18 protein-coding genes are annotated in these 24841 nt (G+C 66.5%); 9 read left to right on the forward strand and 9 right to left on the reverse strand.

Annotated features, from left to right (window positions below):
* Positions 1–9: 9 nt before the first annotated feature.
* Entirely contained in the window at positions 10–1620 is a 1611-nt protein-coding gene (locus JOF56_RS05140) for a DUF2207 domain-containing protein (RefSeq protein ID WP_209635063.1), read from the reverse strand.
* 125 nt (positions 1621–1745) lie between these two features.
* On the opposite strand from JOF56_RS05140, the gene JOF56_RS59410 reads away from it, so the two are divergent.
* On the forward strand, positions 1746–2897 hold the full coding sequence (locus JOF56_RS59410; protein ID WP_209635065.1) for a neutral zinc metallopeptidase: 1152 nt from the start codon (positions 1746–1748) through the stop codon (positions 2895–2897).
* Here JOF56_RS59410 and JOF56_RS05150 read toward each other — a convergent pair.
* Positions 2867–3313 carry a hypothetical protein gene (locus JOF56_RS05150; protein WP_209635067.1) on the reverse strand — a complete coding sequence of 149 codons (447 nt, stop codon included), beginning with the start codon at positions 3311–3313 and terminating at the stop codon, positions 2867–2869. The two genes, JOF56_RS59410 and JOF56_RS05150, sit on opposite strands and share 31 nt — an antisense overlap.
* A 33-nt stretch (positions 3314–3346) precedes the next feature.
* Positions 3347–4414 carry a potassium channel family protein gene (locus JOF56_RS05155; RefSeq protein ID WP_209635069.1) on the reverse strand — a complete coding sequence of 356 codons (1068 nt, stop codon included), beginning with the start codon at positions 4412–4414 and terminating at the stop codon, positions 3347–3349.
* A 96-nt stretch (positions 4415–4510) separates the two neighbouring features.
* On the opposite strand from JOF56_RS05155, the gene JOF56_RS05160 reads away from it, so the two are divergent.
* Both JOF56_RS05160 and JOF56_RS05165 read left to right on the forward strand, forming a co-directional pair.
* Positions 4511–4870, forward strand: a complete 360-nt coding sequence (locus JOF56_RS05160) for a DoxX family protein (RefSeq protein ID WP_209635071.1) — start codon at positions 4511–4513, stop codon at positions 4868–4870.
* A gap of 69 nt (positions 4871–4939) precedes the next feature.
* A complete protein-coding gene (locus tag JOF56_RS05165) occupies positions 4940–5686 on the forward strand; it encodes an endonuclease/exonuclease/phosphatase family protein (RefSeq protein WP_209635073.1) in 747 nt (248 codons plus the stop codon).
* Here the strand turns inward: JOF56_RS05165 and JOF56_RS05170 are convergent.
* From JOF56_RS05170 to JOF56_RS05180, 3 genes are all read right to left on the reverse strand, one after another.
* Entirely contained in the window at positions 5673–8906 is a 3234-nt protein-coding gene (locus tag JOF56_RS05170) for an ATP-dependent helicase (protein ID WP_372447835.1), read from the reverse strand. The two genes, JOF56_RS05165 and JOF56_RS05170, sit on opposite strands and share 14 nt — an antisense overlap.
* A 234-nt stretch (positions 8907–9140) precedes the next feature.
* A complete protein-coding gene (locus JOF56_RS05175) occupies positions 9141–9557 on the reverse strand; it encodes a Fic family protein (protein WP_209635075.1) in 417 nt (138 codons plus the stop codon).
* Positions 9554–12739 (reverse strand): ATP-dependent helicase, encoded by a 3186-nt coding sequence (locus JOF56_RS05180; RefSeq protein WP_209635077.1) that lies wholly within the window; start codon positions 12737–12739, stop codon positions 9554–9556. Before JOF56_RS05180 ends, JOF56_RS05175 begins: the two co-directional genes overlap by 4 nt.
* 580 nt (positions 12740–13319) lie before the next feature.
* Between JOF56_RS05180 and JOF56_RS05185 the strand changes: the two genes are divergently transcribed.
* From JOF56_RS05185 to JOF56_RS05210, 6 genes are read left to right on the forward strand one after another with little or no spacing between them, the layout of a single operon-like run.
* The gene (locus JOF56_RS05185; RefSeq protein ID WP_209635079.1) at positions 13320–15401 is read left to right on the forward strand and encodes an Agd3-related carbohydrate deacetylase; all 2082 of its coding nucleotides are present in this window, start codon (positions 13320–13322) and stop codon (positions 15399–15401) included.
* Between the two features lie 3 nt (positions 15402–15404).
* Positions 15405–17477: an Agd3-related carbohydrate-binding protein gene (locus JOF56_RS05190; protein WP_209635080.1), complete on the forward strand. Its 2073-nt coding sequence runs from the start codon at positions 15405–15407 to the stop codon at positions 17475–17477.
* A complete protein-coding gene (gene pelF / locus JOF56_RS05195) occupies positions 17474–18859 on the forward strand; it encodes a GT4 family glycosyltransferase PelF (protein WP_209635082.1) in 1386 nt (461 codons plus the stop codon). Before JOF56_RS05190 ends, pelF begins: the two co-directional genes overlap by 4 nt.
* Positions 18856–20172 carry a hypothetical protein gene (locus JOF56_RS05200; RefSeq protein WP_209635084.1) on the forward strand — a complete coding sequence of 439 codons (1317 nt, stop codon included), beginning with the start codon at positions 18856–18858 and terminating at the stop codon, positions 20170–20172. Before pelF ends, JOF56_RS05200 begins: the two co-directional genes overlap by 4 nt.
* 17 nt (positions 20173–20189) lie before the next feature.
* Positions 20190–20933, forward strand: coding sequence for a nucleotidyltransferase family protein (locus JOF56_RS05205; RefSeq protein ID WP_209635086.1), 744 nt, complete (start codon positions 20190–20192; stop codon positions 20931–20933).
* On the forward strand, positions 20930–21790 hold the full coding sequence (locus tag JOF56_RS05210) for an NAD-dependent epimerase/dehydratase family protein (protein ID WP_209635088.1): 861 nt from the start codon (positions 20930–20932) through the stop codon (positions 21788–21790). The genes JOF56_RS05205 and JOF56_RS05210 overlap by 4 nt, the downstream gene beginning before the upstream one ends.
* Before the next feature lie 42 nt (positions 21791–21832).
* Here the strand turns inward: JOF56_RS05210 and JOF56_RS05215 are convergent, their stop codons facing one another.
* The 3 genes from JOF56_RS05215 to JOF56_RS05225 are packed head-to-tail and all read right to left on the reverse strand — an operon-like array spanning position 21833 to position 24788.
* Positions 21833–22543, reverse strand: a complete 711-nt coding sequence (locus JOF56_RS05215; protein ID WP_209635090.1) for a putative glycoside hydrolase — start codon at positions 22541–22543, stop codon at positions 21833–21835.
* Positions 22540–23487: an NAD-dependent epimerase/dehydratase family protein gene (locus JOF56_RS05220; RefSeq protein ID WP_209635092.1), complete on the reverse strand. Its 948-nt coding sequence runs from the start codon at positions 23485–23487 to the stop codon at positions 22540–22542. The genes JOF56_RS05215 and JOF56_RS05220 overlap by 4 nt, the downstream gene beginning before the upstream one ends.
* Positions 23484–24788, reverse strand: coding sequence for a nucleotide sugar dehydrogenase (locus JOF56_RS05225; protein WP_307854929.1), 1305 nt, complete (start codon positions 24786–24788; stop codon positions 23484–23486). Before JOF56_RS05225 ends, JOF56_RS05220 begins: the two co-directional genes overlap by 4 nt.
* Positions 24789–24841: the final 53 nt, after the last annotated feature.

Consider the following 24841-nt stretch of genomic DNA (forward strand, 5'->3'; position numbering starts at 1 on the left):
GGCACGAGCCTACTTGGCCAGCGCGCGGTCCAGTGCCGTGATGAAGCCCTGGAGGTTCCGCCCACCGCTGAACCAGTACAACTCATTGCCGGAGGCGAATGCGTCAAGCCACCTCGGCGCCTCGCCAAGGACCACCGCATACGGCAGCGACCGGGAGAACACCAGCTCGCGGTCCGCGTCCGGAATGTTCGCCGGACCTGCGTTGCGTAGGTACTCCCGCATGCTGCGGACCTGCGCCAACAGCGCGCTGCCCCGCTTGGTTCGGGCAGGCATGAGCCGCGCACCTAGGACAAGCGCGATACCCGCGATGACAACGGCAAGGCCGATCAGGGCATTACCCACGGTCAGCGCGAGCACGGTCGTCAACGCCGCGCCAACGACCGCGAGACCCAGCCCGACCCACATCCAGAGCGCGCGGTCACGATCCGGGCGCCGCTTGAACCATCCGCGTTCGACGACGTCGGAGTACATGGCGACCTTGATCCGTGCCATGTCGACAGACAAATTGGACACGGTAACGCCGTCCTGCGGGACGGATTCGTAGACAGCGCGCTCGTATGCGCTGAGTGACTCGTCGGCCGGGTTGCGGGGCACGATCCGCCAGTCGTCCTGGAGCTGTTCCACCCACAAGTAGTTGCGGACAGCCAGATCGATGATCGTCGTGGACACGTCGACCGGGTCGACGCGCTCATCGGTGACTGTCCCGATCTGTCCCGGAAGTACACCATCGGGTGAAGCGAAGGCGACTGTCCCGTTGTCGTGGATGAGCACGTCCACCGGACCGACGTCGGTCGCGAGCGCCTTGGCGTCCCGCCCGCGGGCGGCCCACAGCAACGCGAACCCGGCGAGCAGCAACGCGGTCAGGCCGAGCAGTCCGAATCCGGAGAACGGGGTGAGGGCGAACGGGCCGGCGACCGAGGCGGTCGCCGCGAACTTGGCGTTCGCCGGCACAGTCCCGCCTGGCAGGCCGATCGTAAGATCAACTCGATCGCCCGCGGTCAAGTTCTGCATGTCGACACGTGTGACACCGTTCGACTCAGTCCGGGCCCTGGTACACAGGGTGTCCGACCCACGTACGCCGCCGAGGCACGTAACCGACACGGGACGTTCAGGCGCGATGAACGTCGCCTTCAGCAGACTCAGGGTGGTGTCCCAGCCCGCCGCGATCTGCCAGCGCACCTCTTGCCTGTTGCCGATGTCGATCACGGCACCGTCGACTTTGTAACGCAGCACCGACTTGCCCTCGCCGACACGCACGACGAAATTGTCGGCAGTCGCCTCGGCAGTGCCGTTGCCTTCCAGTCGCGGATCGACGATCACGAACACCCGGTCCTGGGCGTCGGACGTCTTGATCCGCAACGGGGAATCGCGGTTGAGCCGCTCGCCCTTGCGGACCGTGATGGTCTCCTCGACCGACAACAGTCCGTCGCGTTCCAGTTTGAGCGCGAGCTGGGTGCGGGTCGGCAGCTCCGGCGTGCCGGCATCCGGGTCCGATGAGGACGGTGGCAGTTCACCGGTCGGCTCCGGCAGGATCGGGATGTTCGGAATGGACGGCGGCTGGCCTGCGCTCAATCCGACAACGGCGGCGAATGCGGCCGCGATCCCCCACTTTGTCAACACGCCTGCGGACGATAGCGGAGCACGCATATGCTCACGCCCCGTCGGAGGAAATTGGGGGAAGAATGACGCGACCGCCGTACGGGCCGGGTCCGGGGGGACCAGTACCGCCAAGGTTTCCACCACCCATGCCGGTCGCGCCGCCGCCGCGTGCCATGCCGATGCGGCCGCCGCAGATGCGTCCCCCGCTGCCGCCGCCTCCACCGCAATACCACCAGCGCTACCAGCAACCGGCGTATCCACCGCCGGTGCCGCCCGCATGGCATACGGCGCCGCCATACCGGCGGAAGTCCAACACAGGCATGATCGTCACGCTCTCACTCGTGAGTGTTCTGGCGCTGACCGGAGCGCTGATTGCCGTGCTCGCAGCGACCAGCAAGAAGAGCACGACAAGTGTCGCCGATTCGGGCTATACGAACTACACGCCGCCTTCTACGCAAGCGGATCCGTTCCCGACAAGTGCAGCGAAGCCGACACCTTCAACCCCGACCAGAACCCCAACGCGCACAACAACATCAGCAGAGACGACAACTGGGACGACACCGCGCGGGCCGCAGCCGGTCTACAAGACCAAAGAGAACCCGCTGTTCGTGGGCGAGAACGGCACGAACACGGTCACGTGCAACCTGCCGGCGTGGCGCAGCGACCCCAAAGCAGCGGAAGCCTTCTTCACCGCCGCGTTGCCGTGCCTGGAAGCCGCGTGGCAGCCGGTCATGCAACGCGCCAACCTGCCGTATATCCGGCCGAAACTGGTGTTCCCCACCGGAAAGGTGTGGACGAGCGGGTGCGGCACCGTGCGTGAGGACGAGGCCGCGGCGTTCTACTGCCCGCCCGATGTCGCGATGTACATGCCGTTCACCGGGCTGGAGACCAAGAAGATCGGCAACAGGCCGGGCAGCTACCTCAGCGTGTTCGCGCACGAGTTCGGCCACCACATCCAGTCCATCAGCGGCTCGTTGCGCGCGGCCGACCAGCAGATCTACGACCTCGGCCCGGACAGCGCGGCCGGCCTGGAGGTCTCCCGGCGGATCGAGCTGCAGGCCCAGTGCCTCGGCGGGATGTGGTTCGCCGCGGCCTGGAACGGCAAGGGATTCGTCACCGACCAGGTCGTCCGCGAGATGATCGACGACGGCTACCAGCGAGGCGACGACAACAACCCGAAACAACCCCGGGACCACGGCGCACGCAAGAACTACGGATCCTGGCAGGAACAGGGCTACAAGAAGAACCGCACTTTCCAGTGCAACACCTATTTGGCACCGGCGAACAGCGTCAGCTGAGCCGGGGGTCTGAACCACAGAACCGCGAAACCGCCGCCGGCGAAGCCGCTTAACATCAACAGGATGAACGCGAGCGGGCGGCGGCCGTCGCTGTCACCCATCGCGGCTGCGGCCGCATGCACAACCAACTCTCCGCTGGTGTTGGACGGCACGCTCACATCGACAGGTTCACCTTCACGGTGACCGCAACCGTCCAGCTTCGCGTGATGCTCTTTGCCGTCCTGCTTGAACGTGATGAGCTCGCCGTCCCCCGCGTCCGCGCAGCCGGAGCCTTTCATCACGGTCGCGGTGACCTGTGTGGCCGCGGGGGCATCCTCGTCCAAGCCGAATAACCCTGCCGCCAACAGCCATAACGCGAGGGACCACACAACTGAGAGCAGTACGACAATGCCGAGCCGAACCGTGTCCGGGCGCACCTCCACTCCATAAGAGTGGCAGAACGCCGACTGTCACTGTTCCGCAGGAGGAGTGACTTTCTTGACGTACAGCAGGCGATCGCCCGCTTCGATCGCGTCGGCCTCGGCCGAGTCGACGCGGTAGAGCTTCTTGCCACGCACCACACCGAGCACGATGTCCGACAGGTGCCGTGGCGAGCCGCCGATCTCGCTCTCCTCGACGTCCCGTTCGGCGATCGCCAGACCGCTGTCCGGGGTGATCAGGTCTTCGACCATGTCCACGACAGTCGGCGTGTGCGTGGCCATGCCGAGCAGACGGCCGGCCGTCTCACTGGACACCACCACGGAATCGGCTCCGGACTGGCGCAGCAGGTGCACGTTCTCCGCTTCGCGGACCGCCGAGACAATCTGCGCCTTGGGCGCCATCTCCCGCGCTGTCAACGTGATCAGCACGGCCGAGTCGTCCCGGTTGGCCGCGACGACCACCGCCCTCGCCCGGTCGACCCCAGCCACCCTCAGGACGTCCGACCTGGTGCCCGAGCCGTGCACAGTCACGAGGCCGAGCGCGGACGCGGCGTCGAGCGAGTTCTGGTCGGTGTCGACCACAACGATCTGGCCGGGTTTCATCCCGTCGGTCATCACCGCGCTGACCGCCGATCGGCCCTTAGTGCCGAACCCGATCACCACCACGTGGTCCCGCACCTTTTTCCTCCAAATCTGGATCTTGAACGCCTGCCGGGACCGCTCGGTGAGCACCGCGAGGGTGGTACCGACCAGCACGATCAGGAAGAGAATGCGAAGCGGCGTGATCACCAGGACGTTCACCAGCCGGGCCGACGGGCTGACCGGCGTGATGTCGCCGTACCCCGTGGTCGAAAGGGAGACGGTCGCGTAGTAGATCGTGTCGAGCAGCGACAGGCCGTCCTCGTTGACATCCCGATACCCGTCCCGATCGAGATAGACGATGACAACCGCGGCGGCCAGAGCCAGAATCGCGCCGATCACCCGCCGGACGATCGACGTCACCGGACTGACCGTGCCCTCAGGTATCCGGATGACCCCGACCAGCGAATGATCCGGCCGATCCGTGAGCCGGTCGGTGGCCTGCAGCCGCCTGATCATGTGCACTCCCCCTCCGGACTCCGTCGCCGCGCAGACTAGCGCCAGCGTGTCGCACTTCTGCCCGTACGTCGCGCTACTGACCAGTAGGGTTTACCCATGACCGAATCCCGCCGGGCGATTCTGCTGGCTGTGCTGTTGGGCAACATGGGCACATTGCACTTCCTGGTGCCGCGCCCGTTCGACAAACTGATCCCCGCGGCCCTCCCCGGCACCGCCCGCACCTGGACCTACGCCTCAGGCCTCGCGGAACTCGGAACAGCCCTACTGATAGCCATCCCGCGAACCAGGCGCCTGGGCGGTCTGCTCGCCGCGCTGCTCTTCGTGGCCGTGTTCCCAGGCAACGTAAAGATGGCACTCGACGCCAAAGCCAACCCAGGCCGCGCCATCGCCATCGCACGCCTCCCCTTGCAATGGCCCCTGGTCAGGTGGGCCCTGCGCGTCCGCGACCACGCCTGACCAAGATCCGGATGCGGGGCCGGCATCGGGTTGTTGTGGGTGGGTGGGGAGTCTGTTTATGTCGGGGCCATGCAACGCGTGATCATTGTTCTGACGACGCTTGCGCTTCTGGTTGCGCCGTCGGCGGCGGCGACGGGGACTGGGGCCTCGGTTACTGTGCTTGAGCTCAATATTTGTCATGGTGGGATGGCTGGGTGCTATCGGGGCGATGCGGTGATGGTCAAGGCCGCCGAGGTGATCCGGATGAGCAAGCCGCATGTTCTGTCTGTGAATGAGACTTGTTCTGGTGATGTCGACCGGTTTCGGCCGGCTATGGGGCCTGCGCGGGCGCTGTTTGTCGCGGCGCGCAATCTGGATGGCTCGCCTGTGATGTGTAGTGGCAGTGATGGGCAGTACGGCAACATCATCATGGTTTCGGCCAGGTTCGGTGGCACCGCCGAGGAGTCCGGTGTCTACGCCGCCCAGTACACGGCTGCGGACGGTATCGGCGAGTTGCGGGCTTGGGCGTGTCTTCCGGCGGCGACGCTCAGCGCGTGCACGACGCATCTGTCTTCGGATAATGCGCCGACTGCGTTGGCTCAGTGCCGGGAGTTGATGAGTCGCGCGGCCGGCTTTCCGGGGCCGACTGTTGTCGCCGGGGATTTCAATCTTCGGGACGGGGGTATGCGGGACTGCGATCGCAGCGGGTTCTCACGCCGAGGCACACGGAGCGTTCTGCATGTGTATGCCAGCGACGACTTGTCGTTCGTGACGACCGCCGAGATCGACATGATGGGCACCACAGATCACCCTGGCTGGCTGGTCACTCTGGGCTAGGTACTGAACGGATCAGGGCGCGTAGGCCGTCAGCGTCCAGGAGGTCCGCGGGCCTGAGAGTGTGGTCTTCGCGGACGTAGTGGAAGGCGGCGCGTACGCGTTCGACCGGGATGTTCGCGAGCTGGGCCCATGCGAGGCGGTAGGCGGCCAGCTGGACTGCCAGCGCGGGCAGGTGTGCGTCGTCTGGGACGCGGCCGGTTTTCCAGTCGACGACTGTCCAGCCGCCGTCGTCGTCGGAGTAGACCGCGTCCATCCGGCCTCGGACGGACAGACCGTCGACGTCGCAGGTGAAGGGGACTTCGACTTCGTGCGGCATGCGGTCGGCCCACGCGCTGGCCATGAAGGCTTCCCGCAATGTTCCCAGTTCGTCGTCGATGGCGCCGTCGTCCGCCGCGCCGGGCAGTTCGTCGAGGTCCAGCAGACGGCCTGAGCCGAAGCGGCGCTCGAGCCAGGTGTGGAACGCGGTCCCGCGGCGCGCCACCGGGTTCGGGGGGAACGGCAGTGGGCGGCGGAGCCTTCGGGCGAGGGCGTCCGGGTCCGCGGCGAGTTCGACGAGCTGGCTGACCGAGAGCTGACCAGGCAGCGCGATCTTCTCTCGCCGGGTCAAAGCCGCGGCACGCTCGGCGAGCAACACGTCGGTGTCACGTTTCCAGCCGTCGGGGTCGTCGTCCTCCAAGGGCAGCAACAGCTGGTCTTCGTTGGGAGGCTTGCCTTTGCGCAGCCGGGCCAGCTCGGCGCGGACCTGGTCGGCGCCGTCGAGCACGTCCTGGCGGCGTTTGCCGAGCGGGTCGATCGGCCAGCGTGCGATCCGGGCGGCGTTGGCGATCGGGTTCTCCTCGCCTTCGGCCGGTGCGGGCGCCCAGTGATCGGTCAATGCCGCGTCTACTTCGGACACTTCGGTCAGGAAGTCCGACGGGCCCTTGGGTTCCTTGCCGGTCCGGCCCCACCAGTGGCCGGACACCAGCAGGCTGTGCTCGGACCGGGTAAGGGCAACGTAGAACAGGCGGCGTTCCTCGGTGAGCGCACGCTCGGCGAAACCCTCGTTGTGCAATGCAAGGGCCTCTTCGACTTCCTTACGGTTCATGTCGCTGGAGACGCGCAGCTCAGGAAGGTCTTGTGCGTCACCGCGAAGGGGCGCGGGCAGCTCGGTCACCGCGCGCAGCCAGCTCGACCCGCGGCGCTTTGAGGGAAAGACGTCCGCGACCACGTGCGGAATCGCGACGACCTTCCATTCCAAGCCCTTGGCGGAGTGCACCGTCAACACCTGTACACGATCCTCGGCCACTTCGACCTCGCCCGGTTCCAGGCCGTCTTCGGCGTCCTCCGCGGCGGAAAGATAGTCCAGAAAGGACATCAAGGTCGCGGATGGGCTGTGGGAGGCGTAGTCCGCGACCACGTCGGCGAACGCGTCGAGGTGTACGCGGGCGATCGGGCCTGGCCGCGCGGATGCCTCGATGTCCAGCTGCATTGTGCGTTCCACGTCCGCGACCAGCTCCGGCAGCGACTGGTCGAGGCGTCGCCGCAGCTGGGTCAGTTCGCCGCCGAGGCTACGGATCCGGTTGTAGCCGTCGGTCGAGTAGCGCTTCGGGTCACCCGGATCATCAAGTGCGTCAACGAGTCCGGCTTGCTCGGCGCGCTCCCCCGGCACCGCGCCGAGCAGCGGGTCCATCTGGTCCGGCGCGTGCAGCCCGGCCAGTTCTGTTGCCCTGCGCCACAAAGCGGCCAGGTCGGCGGCTGCGAGACGCCACCTCGACCCGGTCAGCAAGCGTGTCGCCGCGGTGCCTGCGAGCGGGTCCACCAACACGCGCAAAGTACTGACCAGGTCGCGGACTTCCGGTTCGTCAAGCAGACCACCGAGGCCGACGACTTCGACCGGCAATCCCCTGGCCCGCAACGATGTCGCGATGTCGGCCATGTCCGAGCGCCGACGGACCAGGACAGCGGCCGTCGGCGGTTTGCCGGTGTCCTCGACTGCCGCGCGCCACCGGGCGGTGACCGCATCCGCCATCCACTCCAACTCGGCCTGAACGTCCGGCAGCAACGCGCAGTGCACGTCACCAGGGCCGGCGTCGTCCCTCGCGCGCAGCTCATCGACCTCAAGCCCGGCACGGCGCAACGGAGCCGAGATCGTGTTGGCGAGTTCGAGCACTTCAGGCGGGTTGCGGAAACTGGTCAGCAGGCCGTACTTCGTGGCCGGCAGCAGGCCTTCGCGCGGGAAGTCCGTGGTGAACCGGGGCAGGTTCGCCGCGGACGCACCTCGCCAGCCGTAGATCGCTTGCGCCGGGTCGCCCACCGCGGTGACCGTCATCGGGTCGTCACGGCCGAACAGCGATCGCAGCAGCACTCTCTGGGCGTGGCCGGTGTCCTGGTATTCGTCGAGCAGGACCGCGCCGTACCTGCTCCGCTCGCCTTTCACGACTTCTTCGTGATCGCGTGCCAGGCGCGCCGCCATCGCCATCTGGTCGGCGAAATCGAGCACGCCGTCGCGGCGCTTGCGGTCCGCGTAGGCCTTCACCATCGGCAGCAGCGCAACCCGGAACCTTTGGGCCGCAATGATTTCCTTCAGTTTCTGAGACGGTTCCGCGGCCTGCCTCGGACCCCTGGGCGCGTTCTCGATCAGGTAGCAGAGACGCTCGGCGTGCTCGGCGAGTTTGTCCTCCTCGACCAGGTGCTCACCGATCTCACCGGCGAGATCCAGCAGGTAGCGCGTGATCGTGGCAGGGACACGGTCGGTGTCGAGGTCGTTGGTCCACGTACTCACCAGGCGGTGCGCGAGCTGCCACGACGACGTCTCGGTGAGCAGACGCGCCGCCGGTTCGACCGGCAGCCGCAGGCCGTGCTCACCGACCAGACGGCCTGCGTACGCGTGGTACGTCAGGATGGTCGGCTCACCTGTGATCACCGCGGCTTTGCGCTCGCCACTCGGGTCCAGCCGCTCCAGCACGCCTGAGCCCGCCAGCCTGCGCAGCCTCGCCCGCACCCGGTCGGCCAGCTGCCGGGCCGCTTTGCGGGTGAACGTCAGACCGAGGATGCGCTCGGGCGTGACCAGGCCGTTCGCCACCAGCCAGACCACCCGGCCGGCCATCGTCTCGGTTTTGCCCGCGCCCGCGCCCGCCACCACCAGCGCCGGCTCAGCCGGCGCCGCGATCACGGTCGCTTGTTCCTCCGTCGGCGGCGGCAGCCCCAACGCGAGGGCCAACTGCCTCGGGGTCATATTCATGCTTGCGCCATCTCATACGCATCGCGGCCCAAAGACAACCGCGCAGCATAACCGTAACGCCGCATAGTGAATCCGGGTTCACACCAAGTAGTCGAACAGGTGTCTACCAGCGGTTTTTTAGCTCCGTCCATCTGCTCACCTCGCACCAGGCACCCCCAGCATCCCTCGCGGGAGCTTCGGCACCGGGTTGCGCCGCGCCGCGCGTGAGCTCTTTCACCCGAGGAGATTCAGCCGCTATGGCCTTCTGGTCACCCGTTCGTAGGGGTCGACGTCCACGGAGTGCTGCATCATGAAGTGCAACGCGCGCATCGTGTGCGAGCAGACGTCCAATCGCGGTTCTTTGGCCAGCTGAAGCACATACGTCATCGCATCGCGGTAGCCACGCACCGCGTGCCACGCGAGTTCCGTCGCTTCATGTGGTTCCTGATCGTCGAGTACAGCGAACGCGTCATCGACAGTGACCGTGAACCCCTCAATGGTGTTCGAGCCGCGCACCGCGCGTGCCATCGTCAATCGCCGCAGTAGTCCACTCCAGCGTTGAGACGCAGCGACCAGCGACCTGAGCCGTCGGTGCTGGTCGTGAACGAGCGCCAGCACCGCGTCGTCGACCACGTCGAGCGCGGGAGTCGTGAACAGCGCAGTCAGTTTCACTCGGTGACTTGGCGGCCGGCGGGGTGGATGGGGCAGCTGGTTTTGGCGGGGCAGCGGGGGCAGTCGGGGTTTTCGCGGGCGTCGTAGTCGGGGCCGATGCTGTCGGCGGCGGCTTTGCGGACAATGGTGAGCCATTCTTCGGTCGCCTCGCCGGAGACTGGATCCTGGGTTCGTTCGGCGGCGCCGGTTTTGCGGTCCTTCTTGGCGACGAAGACCAGGCGGGCGCCGCCGGGTTCGGATTGCAGGCCCAGTTTGACGAAGGCGCCGTAGGCCGCGGCCAGCTGATAGACCGCGAGCTGGGGGTGCTGGGCGGCGTCGTCCTTGCTGACCGGGGTTTTGCCGCTCTTGATGTCGATCACGACGGGGCGTTGGTCCTGGTCGGCTTCGAGGCGGTCGACCCGGCCGCGCAGGCGGATCACGGGACCGTCCTCTTCCTGCGGCAGGTCGACAGTCACCTCCTGCTCGATCGCGACCTGTGTGAGCTGGGAGCGGCTGCCGGTGAGCCAGCTGAGGAATGTGTCGAGCATGCCGTGCACGCGTTGCTGTTCACGTTTGGAATACCAGGGGGCGCCGGCGTCGACCTGTTTCCAGGCCTCGTCGAGCTGGGCGCGGAGCTCTTTCTCGTTCGCGCCTTCGGCCGCGGCCTGGGCGAGGGCGTGTACCAGGGTTCCGGTGACCACGTGCAGTTCGACGGGGTCCTGGCCGCCGTGCCGCTCGACCACCCAGCGCAGCGGGCACTTGGCCAGAACGTCCACTGTGGATGGTGAGACGCGGACTGGTTCGGTCTTCTCGCGCAGGGCCGCCGCACTGGACAGCTCGGCGAGGCCGTACCAGGAGCCGGGATCGGCGCCGGGGACACCGGCTTCGGCCAGGCGAGCCAGTTGTACGGCCGCGCGGCTGCGGCGGGGTGCGGACTCCTCGCCGTCGCACACGACCTTGCGCAGCTCGCCGACCAGGTCCGCCAGCACGAGCGCCCGAGTGCCGGACATCGAGATGAAGGCGAGTTCCTCGTCCTCGAACTCGGCCAGCTCGGCCAGGAATCTGGACGGCTGTTCCTCCTCACCGCGAATCGCGCTGACCAGCAGCCGCCAGCGCGCACGGCTCACCGCGACCAGGAACAACCGCCGCTCCTCGGCAAGGATCGGCGCAGTGAACGAGATGTACTCGTACGGATCGACGCCCGAGAGCACGTCAACCATGCGCTCGACGCCCAGCAACGAGCCCCGTAGCCGGAGGTCCGGCCACGCACCCTCCTGCACTCCGGGCACAGCGACGACAGTCCACTCACGTCCTGCAGCCGCATGCGCCGTGAGCAACGCCACGGACTCCCCGATCGGGGTCTGCGGCGCAAGGCTGTCGCCCGCGATCTGTTGTGCGGTCAGGTAGTCCGCGAAACGGCCGACACCAGCGCCAGGCAACCGGTCTGTGTACTTCTCAGCCGCGTGGAACAGGCCCACGATGGCGTCGAGATCACGATCGGCTTGTGCACCAGCCGTTCCGCCACGCCCTGCCTGCGCGACCCATCGCCGCTCCAGGCCGCTGCCCTGCCACATGCCCCACAACACCTGTTCGACGCTCGCGCCGTCAGCTATCGCCGCACGCGCCCCGGACAGCAACCCCACCACGCGACGCAGCGGCGCGGCCTCGGCGTCCTCCAACGCGGCGAGCTTGTCGTGCGTATCGATCGCTTCGACAAGCAACTCGTCACTTGACCGTTCGCCACCCGCAGCCAGCTCAAGGCGCCGCAGCCCCCGCCGCAGCCGTCGCAACGCCATCGGGTCAGCGCCACCGACCGATGACGACAGCAACATCGCGGCCACGTTGGCATCCAACGCCGAACTGTCCGCCGCGCACTTGAGCAACGCGAGGAACGGCCGTACGGCAGGTTGTTGCGCCAACGGCAGCTCATCTGCCGGAAGCGCGACCGGAACGCCTGCCGCGGCCAATGCCCGGTGCAGCACCTGGAACGACCGCGTCACCGACCGGACGACGACGGCCATCTCCGACCACGGGACCCCGTCAATCAAGTGCGCGCGCCGCAACTGGTCCGCGACCCAGCTCGCCTCGGCCGCGGCCGAGGGGTGCAGGCGCAGCGCGACGTTTCCGTCGGCCGGAACGGCTGGTCCTTCACGCATGGAACGCTGCGGCCCGGCTCCGGGCAGGCGACCGGCCAGCCGGGCGACCGCCTCACGGACCTGCGTGGCCATGCGGTGGCCGGTGGCGAGCACGATCGTGTTGTGACCGCTGGGATCCGCGTCGGCCAGCAGCTGCGGGTCGGCGCCCCGGAACGAGAAGATGGCCTGGTCGGGGTCACCGGCGAGGATGAACTCGGTCGCGGCTTCGGCCAACGTCGTGGCCAGCCGGTACTGCAGCGGGTCAAGATGCTGCGCGTCGTCTATATAGAGGTGACGGACCCGTGCGCGTTCCCGATCGAGCAGCTCGTCGTCCGTCTCGAACGCGACCAGCGCACTGTCCACGAGTTCCGCTGCGTCGAGCGCGGGCCCGCTCGCCTGCGCCATACCGGTGTCGGCCGCACCGGCCAGCAGCGTGACTTCTTCGTACTGCTTGCCGAACTGGCCGGCCGCGACCCATTCGTCTCGCCCGTATCGCCGCCCGAGAGCGACCAGATCCTCCGGGCCGAGCCCTCGCTCGGCCGCCCGCAACAGCAGGTCACGCAGTTCGTCGGCGAATCCTGGGATGGTCAACGCCGGTCGCAGCCGGGGCGGCCAGCTCTCGGCGCCCTTCTCCAGGTCACCTTCCAGCAGGTCACGCACCACTGCGTCCTGCTCGGGCCCGCTCAGCAGCCGTGGCCCCGGCTCGTCTCGCAGTGACGCCTGCAACCTCAGCACCGCGAACGCATACGAGTGAACGGTCCGCACAAGCGGATCTCTCACCGTTCGCATGCCACCGTCATTGATCAGGCCCGTGATGTGCGTACGGAGCGCCGTCGCGGCACGCCGGCTCGCCGTGAGGATCAGCAGGCTCTCCGGGTCGGCACCGGCCATGATCCGCTTCGCCGCGATCTCGGCAAGCAGGGTCGTCTTGCCCGTGCCCGGCCCGCCCAGGACACGGTGGGACCCGCCACCGCCCTCCAGCAGCTGGGCGGCCGCGTCGTCCCAGCTCAGATCCGTGCGAGGGCGGTGCGGAGCCCGGACGAGGAGCGGCGCGGACTTCGTCACCACACCCTGATGGAATCACGCCCCACCGACAGTTCCGCGCCCGACACCCGCAGCCGGCAGAACGATCACTGCCCCGCCACGAACGGGGCGCGCCAAAAGTGTTAGCACCGAATTGGGTGAACAATCCGGCGGCATAACCAATGGAAGCGCTACCGAGAACATTTGCCACCCATTCGATGGACAAGTATCGGATGGACCGTTCACCAGAGTGAGGCTTACCGCCGAACGGGGCACAGTGAAGCACCCGATCAGGGCATACAGGGATACCGGCACCTGGGGAAACACACGGGGAGAACAATTGCACTCTCAAGCATCCGAACTGTCCCACTGATCGACAAATTGCCCGGACCCAACATCGGTGTAACGCCCGGCGAATCGGCGACGAAGCCCTAGTTGCATTGCGACGCACATTTTTGATCACTGCTCCCCGCCCTGCAACCGGGAGGATCATGCGCTTACCCGGATAAGTCATTGCCAGCGTGTTCCACTTACCGGGAGTCAACTTTCATAGAACTAGCGAGTGGGTGCACTCGCCATGCCTCCATGCCCGGAAAACGACACCAAAAGAGGGGTACACCCGTCCATGAAAAGGATCAGGACGCTGGTTTTACCGGTGCTGCTCGCAGCAGCCGTGACCAGCTCCGTCGCCAGCCCCGCGACCAGCGCAGCCCCTGGTGACGGGCACATCGAGCAAGCCCACGAACATCCGCTCATCCGCGCTGAGATCGCCCGGCCGAAACCGCCGCCGGCACCCCGGCTGCCAGTGCTGAATACGCTGGCCACCAAGTCGCTGAGCCTCCAGAATGTGCAGATCAGCGCCTTGACGAAGGTCCGGCTCAGGGTGCTGGTAATCGCCACGGACGCCCAGGATTTCGGCCTGCCGACCTGGAAGTCAATCCTGGACAAGATCGGTCAGCCGTACGACGTGATGCTGGCCCGCAGCCAGTCGTTGACAGCCGCCCAGCTGGTGAACAATGACGGCACAGCGAAATACAACGCGATCCTGCTGACCGACAACGGTCTGATCAGCCAGGGTACCAGCGCGTTTGATTCGAACGAGTGGTCAGTCCTGTGGTCATATGAGCGGGCCAATGACGTTCGTCAAGTGGCCCTGTACTCGGCCTACGGAACATTTCCCGAGGACTACTGCCTGCGGGCGGGCTCGGAAGGTCCGGTCACCACACCTGTCCAGGCGACATTGACGCAGGCAGGCGCCCAGTTCTTCGACTATCTCAAAGCCGGCGCGCGGATTCCGATCGCCGATTCCTACGCCTACCGGTCGCGGGTGGCGCCCGGCTGCGGCGCCCAGCCCCTGCTGACGGCAGGCGCCGACGTCCTCGGTGTGACGGCGACGACAGCCGACGGCCGCGAACGCGCCGCGCTGACGTTCTCCTCCAACGAGTACCAGGTCCACACCGACCTGCTCGGCTACGGCCTGCTGCGCTGGGCGACCCGCGGCGTGTTCGTCGGCGAGCAGCGGCACTGGCTGAACATCGACGTCGACGACTGGTTCAACCACACCGCGCACCTGTACCCCGACGGCCAGCTGGAGACCAATCCCGGCTTCCGGCTGTCCGGCCCCGAGGTGTCGGCCACGCACGCCCAGCAGAACTCGCTGCGGGACCGATACCCGCTGGCCGGCGAGTTCAACCTGAACGTCCCGTACAACGGCGGACTGCTGCATCCGAACGCGCCGTCCCGCTGCAGCGCGGTGAACACGCCCGACCCGCTCACGAGTTTCTCGCGTTGTGAGGCCAACAACTTCCGCTGGATCAACCACACGTTGACCCACCCGACCATGGACAACACGCCGTACACGCAGAACGTCAACGAGATCCGCAACAACCTGACGGTCGGGCGCAACGCGGGTCTGGTGGTACCCACCGAGGTGCTCAAGACGCCCGCGTACTCCGGGCTCGGCGTGTTCAGCGCGTCGCCCAGCGGCCCGCTGACCGACAACGGCCTGCCCGCGTCCAACCCGGCGCTGCTGCAGGCCGCGAAGGATCTCGGCGTGAAGTACCTGCACGGCAACATGTCCTTCGCCGGGCACCGGCCGTCGTGCTTCAACTGTTCGATCCCGCATCCGCTGCAGCCGACCATCTCGGTGGTGCCGGACTGGCCGGTCAACATCGGCTACCAGGTCACCACCCCCGATGAGCAGACCTACCTGTACAACAGCCTCTACGGCCCGGACGGCGAGTTCCCGACGCACCCGCGGGACCTGGCGTACGACGAGATCCTCGCCCTGGAGGCCGAGGTCGGCCTGGAGCACGTGCTGAGCGGGTCGGCGTACTCGCACACGTTCCACCAGGGCAACGCGCACCACTACACGGCAGGCAAGAGCCTGCTGTTCGACTGGGCCGAGGAAGTCGTGCGGCAGTACAACTCCTGGTACCAGGTGCCGTTGAAGTCGCCGGACTGGGTCACGCTCGCGGAGTACACCAAGGCCCGGACCGAGCACTTCAACGAGACCCGGACCGGCCCGGATCCCGTGTGGGACAAGGTGCTCAACACCGTGACGGTCAACGCCGACACGACCGGGACGCTGTTCGTCACCGGCGCCGGGTTCCTCACTGTGCCGTCCGAACGGTACGGCGCCGACCTGATCACGCAGGCCGCCGTCCGCCCGGGTCTGCCCCTCATCCTGCTCGCCCAGCCGAGGTAGGCGATGAATCTTCACCGGCTCGGCCGGAATCTGCCCATCCCGTTGCTGGTCATCGTGGCGCTCACGCTGGTGACGATCACGCTGGTCAGCCCGTCGGGAATGGATCAGGCAGCCAGCACGCCCGGCAACGCGGCGCCCGCACTGCCTGCCCAGCCGCCATTACCGCGCAAGCAACGCGTCCCCGTCCGTGCAGCCGCGGGCGACAAGGACACAGGGCCAGGTACACGGGTCGCGTTGCGGCAACTGGTGGTCGCGACGGACGGCAGCGATTTCGGCCTGGCCGCGTGGAGATCCGTCCTGGACGGCATCGGCACACCGTACGACGTGCTGCTCGCGCGGACCGACCGGCTGGACATCAGCCGGTTGGTCCGCCCGGATGGTGTCGGCAAGTACAACGCCATCCTGCTGACCAACAACGCCTTGCTGTACGAGTTCAAGGGTGGCTCGTTCCAGAGCGCACTCGACGCTCCACAGTGGAAAGCACTGTGGGACTACGAACAGGCGTTTCAGGTCAGGCAGGTGGCGCTGAACACCTTTCCGGGCAGCACCCCGGAGGACTACTGCCTGCGGCCGGTCAGAGAAGGCTCGGCGGGCACGAAACCCGAGCTGGCCGCGCTGACCGGGCCGGGCCGGGACGTGTTCGACTACCTGAAAGCCGACGCCAGAGTCCCGATCGCTCAGTCCTATGTGTACCGGACGAAGCTCGCTCCCGGTTGTGCGGCCGAGCCTTTTCTGAAGATGGGCGACGACGTCGTCGGAGTGATCAGCCAGGCGCCCGACGGCAGGCAGCGGGCCGCACTGACCTTCTCGGTCGGCCCGGACGCGGTACCCACCCGGTTGCTCGGGTACGGCCTGCTCAGGTGGGCCACACGCGGTGTTTTCCTTGGCGAGCAACGACACTGGTTCGGTGTCGACGTCGACGACTGGTTCAGCAGCACGCTGCGCCAGCTGCCGGACGGCACCAAGGACGTCTACCGGCTGACCGGGCCGGAGGCCGCCGAGGTCGCCGGCCAGCAACGCAAAGTCCGGGAGCAGTATCCGCCGGCCGGGGACTTCACCCTGAATCTTCCCTACAACGCCAGCAAGTTCGACGTGACCGCACCGGCCGAATGCAGTGACAACACGAGCGAACCACTGAGCAGTTACACCAAATGCCTGGCCGGTGAGTTCCGGTGGATCAACCACACCAGCACCCACCCGCAGATGAACGACACTTCCTACGACCGCAGCCATACCGAGATCCGCCGCAATCTCCTCGACGCCGCGGCGGGCGGACTGCAGGTTCCGCACTCGGTACTCAAAACACCCGAGTATTCCGGTCTCGGCGTCTACAACCCCGACCCGGATTCGCCCGATCCCCCGACTGATCACGGACTGACCGGCTCGAACAAACAGATGCTGCGCGCGGCGAGCGATCTCGGTGTGAAATACGTCCAGGGCAACATGTCCTTCGCCGGGCACCGGCCGTCCTGCTTCAACTGCGGCATTTACCATCCGCTGCAACGGGATGTGTTCGTCGTGCCGGACTGGCCGACCAACATCGCCTTCGAGGCGGTCACGCCGGACGAACAAGCCGCGCTCTACAACGCCCAGTACGGCAATCACAGCTATCCGGCGATCGTGGACTCCGAGGCGCAGGTCGCCCTGCAGCACGTGATGAGCGGATCGGCCTACGTCCACACACTGCACCAGGGAAACCTGCACCAGTACGCGAAAGGCAAGAGCCTCGCGTTCGACTGGATCGAAGCCGTACTGGCCGGATACAGCTCCTACTACCGGGTCCCGTTGAAGAACACCGACTGGGTCACGCTGGCCAGGTACGTCGAGAGCCGCAACTCCCATTCCGGTCAGGTTTCCGCCGGTCAGGACGCCGTCTTCAACCGGATCACCAACAGCGTGACCTACACACCGAAAACCGACGGCTCGGTGTTCGTCACCGGTATCGAAACCCGGCCGGCCACCGCGGACGACGATTCGAACCCGGACGAAAGCGAGCTCTACGGCACTGACTCCGTGTCGCGGCTCGGTGTCACGCCCGGGTCCGCGATCACTCTGACCGCAACCCCACGCTCATGACAGCCACCCTGCGGATCGCGCTGATCTCCGAAGGCGCATATCCGTTTCACCCGGGTGGGGTGAGCCTCTGGTGCGATCAGCTGATCAATGGCATGCCCGAGCACAAATTCACCGCGGTCGCGCTCACGGTCGACGGTTCGGAACGCAGCACCTGGCCGGCACCCGCGAATCTCGACCGGATCGTGAATCTGCCGTTGTGGGGCCGTGCACCCGAACCGAAACGCACCCGCAGGCGTGACTTCGACGAAATCCACCAAGCGTTCCTGGAATCTCTGACACCGCCGGGCGATCCGGACGCACTGCTCAGGGCACTCCGGCCGATGTTCGAGTTCGCCCAGACCGCCGACCTGCGCAAGGCATTGCTGTCCAACGAAGCGATCGACCGGCTGCTGACGATGTGGACGGCACCACTGACACTGCGGGACGCCCTGACCGTGGCCGACCTGATCGAACACATGCTGCGGCCGCTGTCGTATCCCCCGATCGAGGCGGACATCAGCCACCTTTCGATGAACGGACTGAGCGCTCTGGTCGCGATGTGCTCGAAATGGACCTACGGCACGCCGATCCTGATGTCCGAGCACGGCGTGTACCTGCGGGAACGATATCTCGGCATTGTCAACGAACCGTCCCCGCACGCGGTGAAAGTGCTGCTGTTGAGCTTCTTCCGGGCGTTGGCCGGTGCGGCCTACCGCGAATCCGACATGCTGGCACCGCATTCCAGCTACAACCGCCGGTGGCAGCTGCACAACGGCGCGGACGAACAACGCATGCGCACGATGTACAACGGAATCGATCCGGCTGATTTCCCGCCGGTGGACAGCGAACCCGATCAGCCGACCGTGGTCTTCGTCGGCCGGATCGATCCGCTGAAGGACCTGCACACCCTGATTCGCGCGTTCCAGCTCGTGCGCAAGGAGATCCCGGACGCACGGCTGCGCATGTTCGGGCCGGTGACCCCGGCCAACGAGAACTACCACGCCAGTTGTGTGAAACTGATCGCCGAGCTCGGCCTCACCGATTGTGCCGTGTTCGAAGGCCGTGTGCCGCGTCAGATCGACGCCTATCACGCCGGTCATCTGGTCGCGTTGACCAGCGTTTCCGAAGGATTCCCGTTCACCGTCGTCGAATCGATGTCCGCGGGCCGGCCACAGGTGTGCACGAATGTCGGCGGGGTTTGCGAAGCCGTCGGCGACGCGGGATTCGTTGTCCCGCCACGTGATCACGCCGCGGTCGCCCAGGCGTGCGTCAAACTGCTGAAAGACACACCGCTGCGGCGCAAGCTCGGCTTGGCCGCCCGGCAACGGGTACTGGAGAACTTCACGTTGCAGAAGTGGAACGACACCTATCGCGGCATCTACACCGAGTTGGTGACGCGATGACCGAACCCGTGGACGAACTCGCGAATCGGGTGGCGCCGATGGTCGGCACCGCGGTGGACGAACTGCAGGTGGCCGCGGTCCTGGAAAGCCAGGGTTTCACCGACCAGGCCGCCAGGGACGACTACGGCCTGCCGGACGTTTTCGCACTGGCCGGCGCGGTGTTCCGGAAACTGCCCCGGGAAATAGGTCAACCCCGGGCGGAAACCCGGATCCGCACGATCCGGGAACTGTCCCACGGCCCGCTCTACGTCCTGCCGAGCCCGGTTTATCCGGCGGTGTACGAATGGCTCGGCGGGACGACCATGGTGCATGGGCTTGTGTTCGCCACGGCCATCGGCTGGTGGTGGTCGATGGGAATGAGCCTGGTCGCGTACCGGTTGTCCGGGCACGGACTCGACCACGCCGCTGGCCGCTCGTTGCGGTTCTCCGGCGGGATCGGGCTCGCCGCGGTGACCGCCGGTGCTTTCCTGATCGATCCGCGGTTATGGATGTTCTGCCTGGCACAGGTGGGTTTCCAGGTGGCGTCCTGTGTACTCGTGACCTACCGCCGGGAGGCGTGGGTCGCGATTCTGATGATTCCCGCCTGCGCGGGCGGAGTGGCCGACCTACTGTTCAACGTGATGCCGCTCGCGTTGTACGGCGGCGCACTGTCCATTGTGCTCATGCTGGCGGCTTCCTGGTATGTCACGGGACAGGCCAAGCCGGACGCCAGGAAAGCGCCACGGATGCCCGCGTTGCTGCGGCTCGCGGCACCAAGTGTGGCGTATTCGGCGCTCTGTGCCGGGTTCATGCTGAACACGGACGCGCAGTTCGTGACGGCGAATCTGGACCTCGGGATCGCCGTCGCCCCGCTGGTACTGGGCATGGGCGCTGTGGAGTGGCGGGCGCACCGATACTCCGAGCAGGCGTTCGACCTGTTGACCAGCAGCCGCAGCGTGACGGCGTTCCGCCGGGACACGTGGTGGCTTCTGGTGCGTGAACTGGCCACGTGCCTGGTCATCGTCGGCTGCCTAGGCATCCTGCTGCTCGGTGCGCTCGGCCAGTTCGGGCTGCTCACCACACGAGGCGCGTTGCTAGTGGACGCGCACGTGTTGCTGGGCGGCGTTTTCTTCCTCGGGTTCGTACTGATGCGTTACGAGGGCATGAACTCGCTGTTGGTCATCCTGTCGGTCGTACTGATCGCCAACGTCGTCGTCAACCAGTACGCCCCCGGTAACGAAGTCACGGTTTTCCTGACGGGCTGCACCGTGCTGCTCGTCGGTTTCCTGCTGGTGCTCCGAGTGACCGCCGGCCAAGTCCGGCGGTACCGGTGAAGAAGGAGGGTCTCAACATGCACGCGGTGATACTCGCTGGGGGACGGGGAGTACGACTGCGGCCCTACACGACGGCTCTGCCGAAACCGTTGGTGCCGATCGGCGAGGAGTACGCCATCCTCGACATCATCATGCAGCAGCTGAGATCACACGGATTCGAGCGCGCGACGCTCGCGATCGGCCATCTCGGCTCGCTGATCCGGGCGTTCGTCGGCGACGGCTCACGGTGGGACATCGTGGTCGACTACGCCGAGGAGGAGGCGCCGCTGTCCACGATCGGCCCACTGCTGAACTTCCTGGACCAACTGCCCGAGCACTTCCTGGTGATGAACGGCGACGTGCTCACCGACCTGGACTACGTCGACCTGCTCAGCCACCACACCGAAACCCGGGCGCCTCTGACGATTGCCACGTACCAGCGCAAGGTGAAGATCGACTTCGGCACGCTGGAGACCGCCGAGGGCCGGATCGTCAACTTCGTCGAGAAGCCCACGCTGTCCTACGGCGTGAGCATGGGCGTGTACGCCATGTCCCGCAAGACTTTGGCGCCGTACCCACGCAACGTCCCGTTCGGGCTCGACGAACTGGTGCTCGACCTGCTGACCAGGCAGGAACAACCGGCCGCATACGATTTCGACGGCTACTGGCTGGACATCGGCCGGCCCGACGACTACGACGAAGCCAACCGGAACTTCGAGCGGCTGCGGCCGATCCTGCTACCGGCAGCGAAACACGCCACCGCATTGGAGGCACTGCGTTGAAACGGGTTCTGCTCTTCGGTGGCAGCGGTTTTCTCGGCAGTCAGGTCGCCACGGTCCTCGAACCCACTGCCGTCCTGATCATCGTCGGTCGCCGGCAGCACGATCTGGTCAAGGACAGCACCGCCGAACTGGCCGCGCTGATCACCTCGACCGAACCCGATGTGGTGGTCAACTGCACTGGCCTCTTATCAGGATCCGCCGCGGACCTGGTGACCGGAAACGTACTCACCACCGCGAACCTGATCGACGCGGTCAAAGCGGCAGCGCCTGAAGCGCGGTTGATCGTGCTGGGTTCGGCAGGTGAGTACGGCGTTGTCCCCGCTGGGCAGCCGGTGACGGAGGACAGCCCGACCATTCCGGTTGCGGCGTATGGCATCACCAAGCTCGCCAGTACGGCGTTGATCCAGGCGTCCGGGCTCGATGCGTTGTCGCTGCGGGTGTTCAACCCGATCGGGCCTGGCTCCGGGACGGACACCGTGCTCGGCCGGGCCGCGGCGTGCATGCGTGCCGCGATGGAGCAAGGTTCGAACGAGATTCTGCTGGGGCCGTTGGGTTCCTATCGCGATTTCGTCGATGTGCGGGATGTGGCGCGTGCCATCGCCACAGCGGCCCTCGCGCCGCACATCGGTGAGACCGTGCTGAATGTCGGCTCAGGGAATGCCGTTCTCATCCGCGACGCGGTGAAACTGCTCGCCGAGGTGGCCGGATTCGCCGGTGAGATCAGGGAATCCGACGCGCCTCAGCAACGGTCCGGCGCGGTGAACTGGATCGCCGCCGACACCACCCGGATCGCCCGGACGCTGGGCTGGCAGCCGGAGCATGATCTCGAATCGTCGGTCCGGGCGATGATCTCCTGATGCGCTGGGGTGTGCGGCCGACTCGCTGCACACCCCGGCCTTTCACCGGGCGGGCAGTGTGCCCAGGTCCCGGGTGCCGACGAAGCAGGGCATGCCGAACCGCGCAGCGCGGGCACGGGCGTACTCGGCAAGTCTTGGGGTGTCGGCGTAGTCGAGGGCGTAGACCTCGATATCCAATCCCAGCAACATTTCCGCGTACCGGGAATGCACTTCCAGGACGTCCGGCGGCCAGGGCGCGTAACCGGCTTCGACCCACCGGGACGTGAACGACTCGAACAGCACGCCGTCGACCAGGTCGGCCAGGTCGGGCAGCAGGCCGAAGCCACGATTGGCCAGCAGGTAGTCCGGGTACGTCAGCTCACGGATCGCCGCGACCAGGGTCAGCAGGTGCGGCAGGTCCTGCGGGAACGTCAGCTCGATGTTCAGCGTGTCCAGGAAGAATCCCCGCAGGCCCAGCCGCCGCATGGCCCGGACCTTCGCCAGGACGTGGTCACTCCAGCCGGGGTGTCCGACATGGACGAACGCGCCACCCCAGTCCGGGTTGCGGTCGGCGCGTTGCCACTCCGCGGCCGGGCCGACGTCCTCGCTCAGCGACAGGTAGCCCAACGGCCGCACGCCGCGTACGACAAGCGCAGCGATGTCCTGCTCGGAGTACGCGTCCGACTGCAGTACCACGCGATCGAACGTGGCGAGCCGATCAACCTGGTTCGTGCCGTAGTAGAAGGCGATCGGCTCGCCAAGCGGACGTCTCACGCGCGCCCGCGATACCATTCGAACGTTCGCCGGACTCCCTCTTCCAGCGACACCACAGGTTCAAACCCGGTCAGAGCACGCAGTTTGGTCAGGTCCGGGCAGCGCCGGGCGACCGACCCGGCCGGTGCGTCCGCCACGTCCAGCGTCGGGAAATGATCGGCGACGCGCAGCACCAGCTTGGTGAGGTCGCCGATGTTGGTCTCCTCGCTGTCGTTTCCGATGTGGACGATCTCACCCGCCGCCTGCTCGCTGTTCATCAGGCTGAGCATGGCCTGCACGGCGTCGTCGACGTAGCAGAACGCGCGGTACTGGTCGGTGCCGAAGACCTTGAACGGGTCCTCACGCCGGATCGCCCGCAGCGACAGCTCCGGAATCACGTGGTCAGCGCCCATCCGCGGGCCGTAGACGTTGTGGAACCGGCCGATCACGAACGGGATGTCCTTGGCACGGCCCATGTGCACGACCGCTTCCTCGCCGAGCATCTTGCTCGCCGCGTAGGCGAACCGTGGCGCGGTGATGTCTTCGATCATCAGCGGCACGGTTTCCGGCGTCGGAACAGGCACAATGCCCGCGCTCACGCCGCCCGCGTACACCTCGCTGGTGGAGGCGAAGAACAGCTTCTCCCCCGGCTGGATCCAGTCCAGGGTGTTCAGCAACGCCAACGTGTTGGTGCGGACGACCCGGGCCGGGTCCTTCTCCACGTTGCGCACACCGACCACCGCGGCCAGCATGTACACCTGATTCCAGCCGTGCGGGATCTCCTCGAACGCCCGGGGGTCGGTGAGATCCGCGGAGATGATGGGGACATCGAGCGCGGACAGCTCGGGATCGTTGCGGCCACGGGAGAAATCATCGACGACCGTGACTTCGTAGCCTTCGGCGAGCAGCCGACGCGTCATGTGCACGCCGATGAACCCAGCGCCGCCAAGGACGAGGGCCCTCATGCCCGCACCTCGAATCCCAGACCGGCGTAGTGCACGCCGTGCGCCGTGATCCTGGCGGCGTCGAGGATGCGCCAGGAGTCGTAGACCACCTTGACGTTCCCGCCGGCGAGCACTTCGTCGACGTCGATCGCCTTGTAGTCGGGGTGGTCGGTGATCACCAGGACGGCGTCGGCCTGGAAGCCTTCGGCCAGGTCAACCGGTTCACCGCCGTACTCGCGGATCACCCGGGCCTTGACGAGCGGATCGTGGCCGAGCACCTTGATCCCGGCCTCGCTGAAGACCGGCATCATCGCCGCGATCGGTGTGCCGCGCATGTCGTCGGTGGGCGGATGTCCTTTGTAGGCCCAGCCGAGGACCGTCAACGTCCGCGCGCCGTGCTCCGCCATCAGCTCGACCATGCGGTGGGCGACGTGGACCGGGGTCTCCTCGTTGAGCGTGCGTGCCGCGGCGATCAGTTTCGGCACGTAGCCGACGCGTTCGCCGCTGGTCAGCATGATGTACGGGTCCTTGGACAGGCAGCCGCCGCCCACGTATCCCGGTTTGGCGATGTCCGGCCGGGGATAGTCGAGGTTCGTGGCCCGGATGACCTCCAGCGGGTCCAGGCCGAGCCGCTCGGTCAGCATCGCGACCTCGTTGCCGAACGAGTAGATCACGTCGGTGTGGCAGTTGTTGGTGAGTTTGACCAGCTCCGCGGTCTCCAGAGTGGACACTGGGACGACCTGCGCGGCAAGGCCACCGAACAACCGGACGCCCAGATCCCGGCTTTCCTCGTCCAGGCCGCCGACGACCTGCGGCAACTCGACGAGCTCACGCAACGCCTGGCCCTGGATGGTGCGTTCCGGCGCCATCACCAGGCGCGCGGTGCCCCATTTCTCGGTCAGCACCGGCAGAACGACCGACCGGCTGGCGCCGACCGGGACCGTGCTGCGCACCACCACCAGCGTTGTCGCCGCGCAGCGGTCCGCGACGTGCTCGGCCGCCGCGGCCAGGTTCTTCAGGCGCGGTTCGTGGGTGCGTTCGTCGACCGGTGTCGACACGCAGATGATCGCCGCGTCCACCCCGCCGTCCGGCAGTTCTTTGCCGACGAAGATCCGCTCATTGATCAATTCGGTGAACGCCTCGGCGACACCCGGTTCGAAGATGTGCGGTTCACCGCGGGACAGCGATTCCAGCACCAGCGGATCGGTGTCCACGCCGTGTACTTCGTAACCCTTGCGCGCCATCGCGGCCGCCAGCGTCAAGCCGACGTAACCCATTCCGACGATGCCGATTCTGCGTAAATCCGGCATGTGCACCGTCACGCTCACTCCTTGAGGATTATTTCCCACCGGCCAAAGAGTTATTCGGCACACCC

The organism is Kibdelosporangium banguiense, from assembly GCF_017876405.1.
Taxonomy (GTDB): domain Bacteria; phylum Actinomycetota; class Actinomycetes; order Mycobacteriales; family Pseudonocardiaceae; genus Kibdelosporangium; species Kibdelosporangium banguiense.

What these genes read in the sequence shown, in the direction of transcription:
- JOF56_RS59410 (WP_209635065.1), top strand. Translation starts at nt 1,746, where the DNA reads ATGCCGGTCGCGCCGCCGCCGCGTGCCATGCCGATGCGGCCGCCGCAG.
- JOF56_RS05155 (WP_209635069.1), bottom strand. Translation starts at nt 4,414, where the DNA reads ATGATCAGGCGGCTGCAGGCCACCGACCGGCTCACGGATCGGCCGGAT.
- JOF56_RS05160 (WP_209635071.1), top strand. Translation starts at nt 4,511, where the DNA reads ATGACCGAATCCCGCCGGGCGATTCTGCTGGCTGTGCTGTTGGGCAAC.
- JOF56_RS05165 (WP_209635073.1), top strand. Translation starts at nt 4,940, where the DNA reads ATGCAACGCGTGATCATTGTTCTGACGACGCTTGCGCTTCTGGTTGCG.
- JOF56_RS05170 (WP_372447835.1), bottom strand. Translation starts at nt 8,906, where the DNA reads ATGAATATGACCCCGAGGCAGTTGGCCCTCGCGTTGGGGCTGCCGCCG.
- JOF56_RS05185 (WP_209635079.1), top strand. Translation starts at nt 13,320, where the DNA reads ATGAAAAGGATCAGGACGCTGGTTTTACCGGTGCTGCTCGCAGCAGCC.
- JOF56_RS05190 (WP_209635080.1), top strand. Translation starts at nt 15,405, where the DNA reads ATGAATCTTCACCGGCTCGGCCGGAATCTGCCCATCCCGTTGCTGGTC.
- pelF (WP_209635082.1), top strand. Translation starts at nt 17,474, where the DNA reads ATGACAGCCACCCTGCGGATCGCGCTGATCTCCGAAGGCGCATATCCG.
- JOF56_RS05200 (WP_209635084.1), top strand. Translation starts at nt 18,856, where the DNA reads ATGACCGAACCCGTGGACGAACTCGCGAATCGGGTGGCGCCGATGGTC.
- JOF56_RS05205 (WP_209635086.1), top strand. Translation starts at nt 20,190, where the DNA reads ATGCACGCGGTGATACTCGCTGGGGGACGGGGAGTACGACTGCGGCCC.
- JOF56_RS05220 (WP_209635092.1), bottom strand. Translation starts at nt 23,487, where the DNA reads ATGAGGGCCCTCGTCCTTGGCGGCGCTGGGTTCATCGGCGTGCACATG.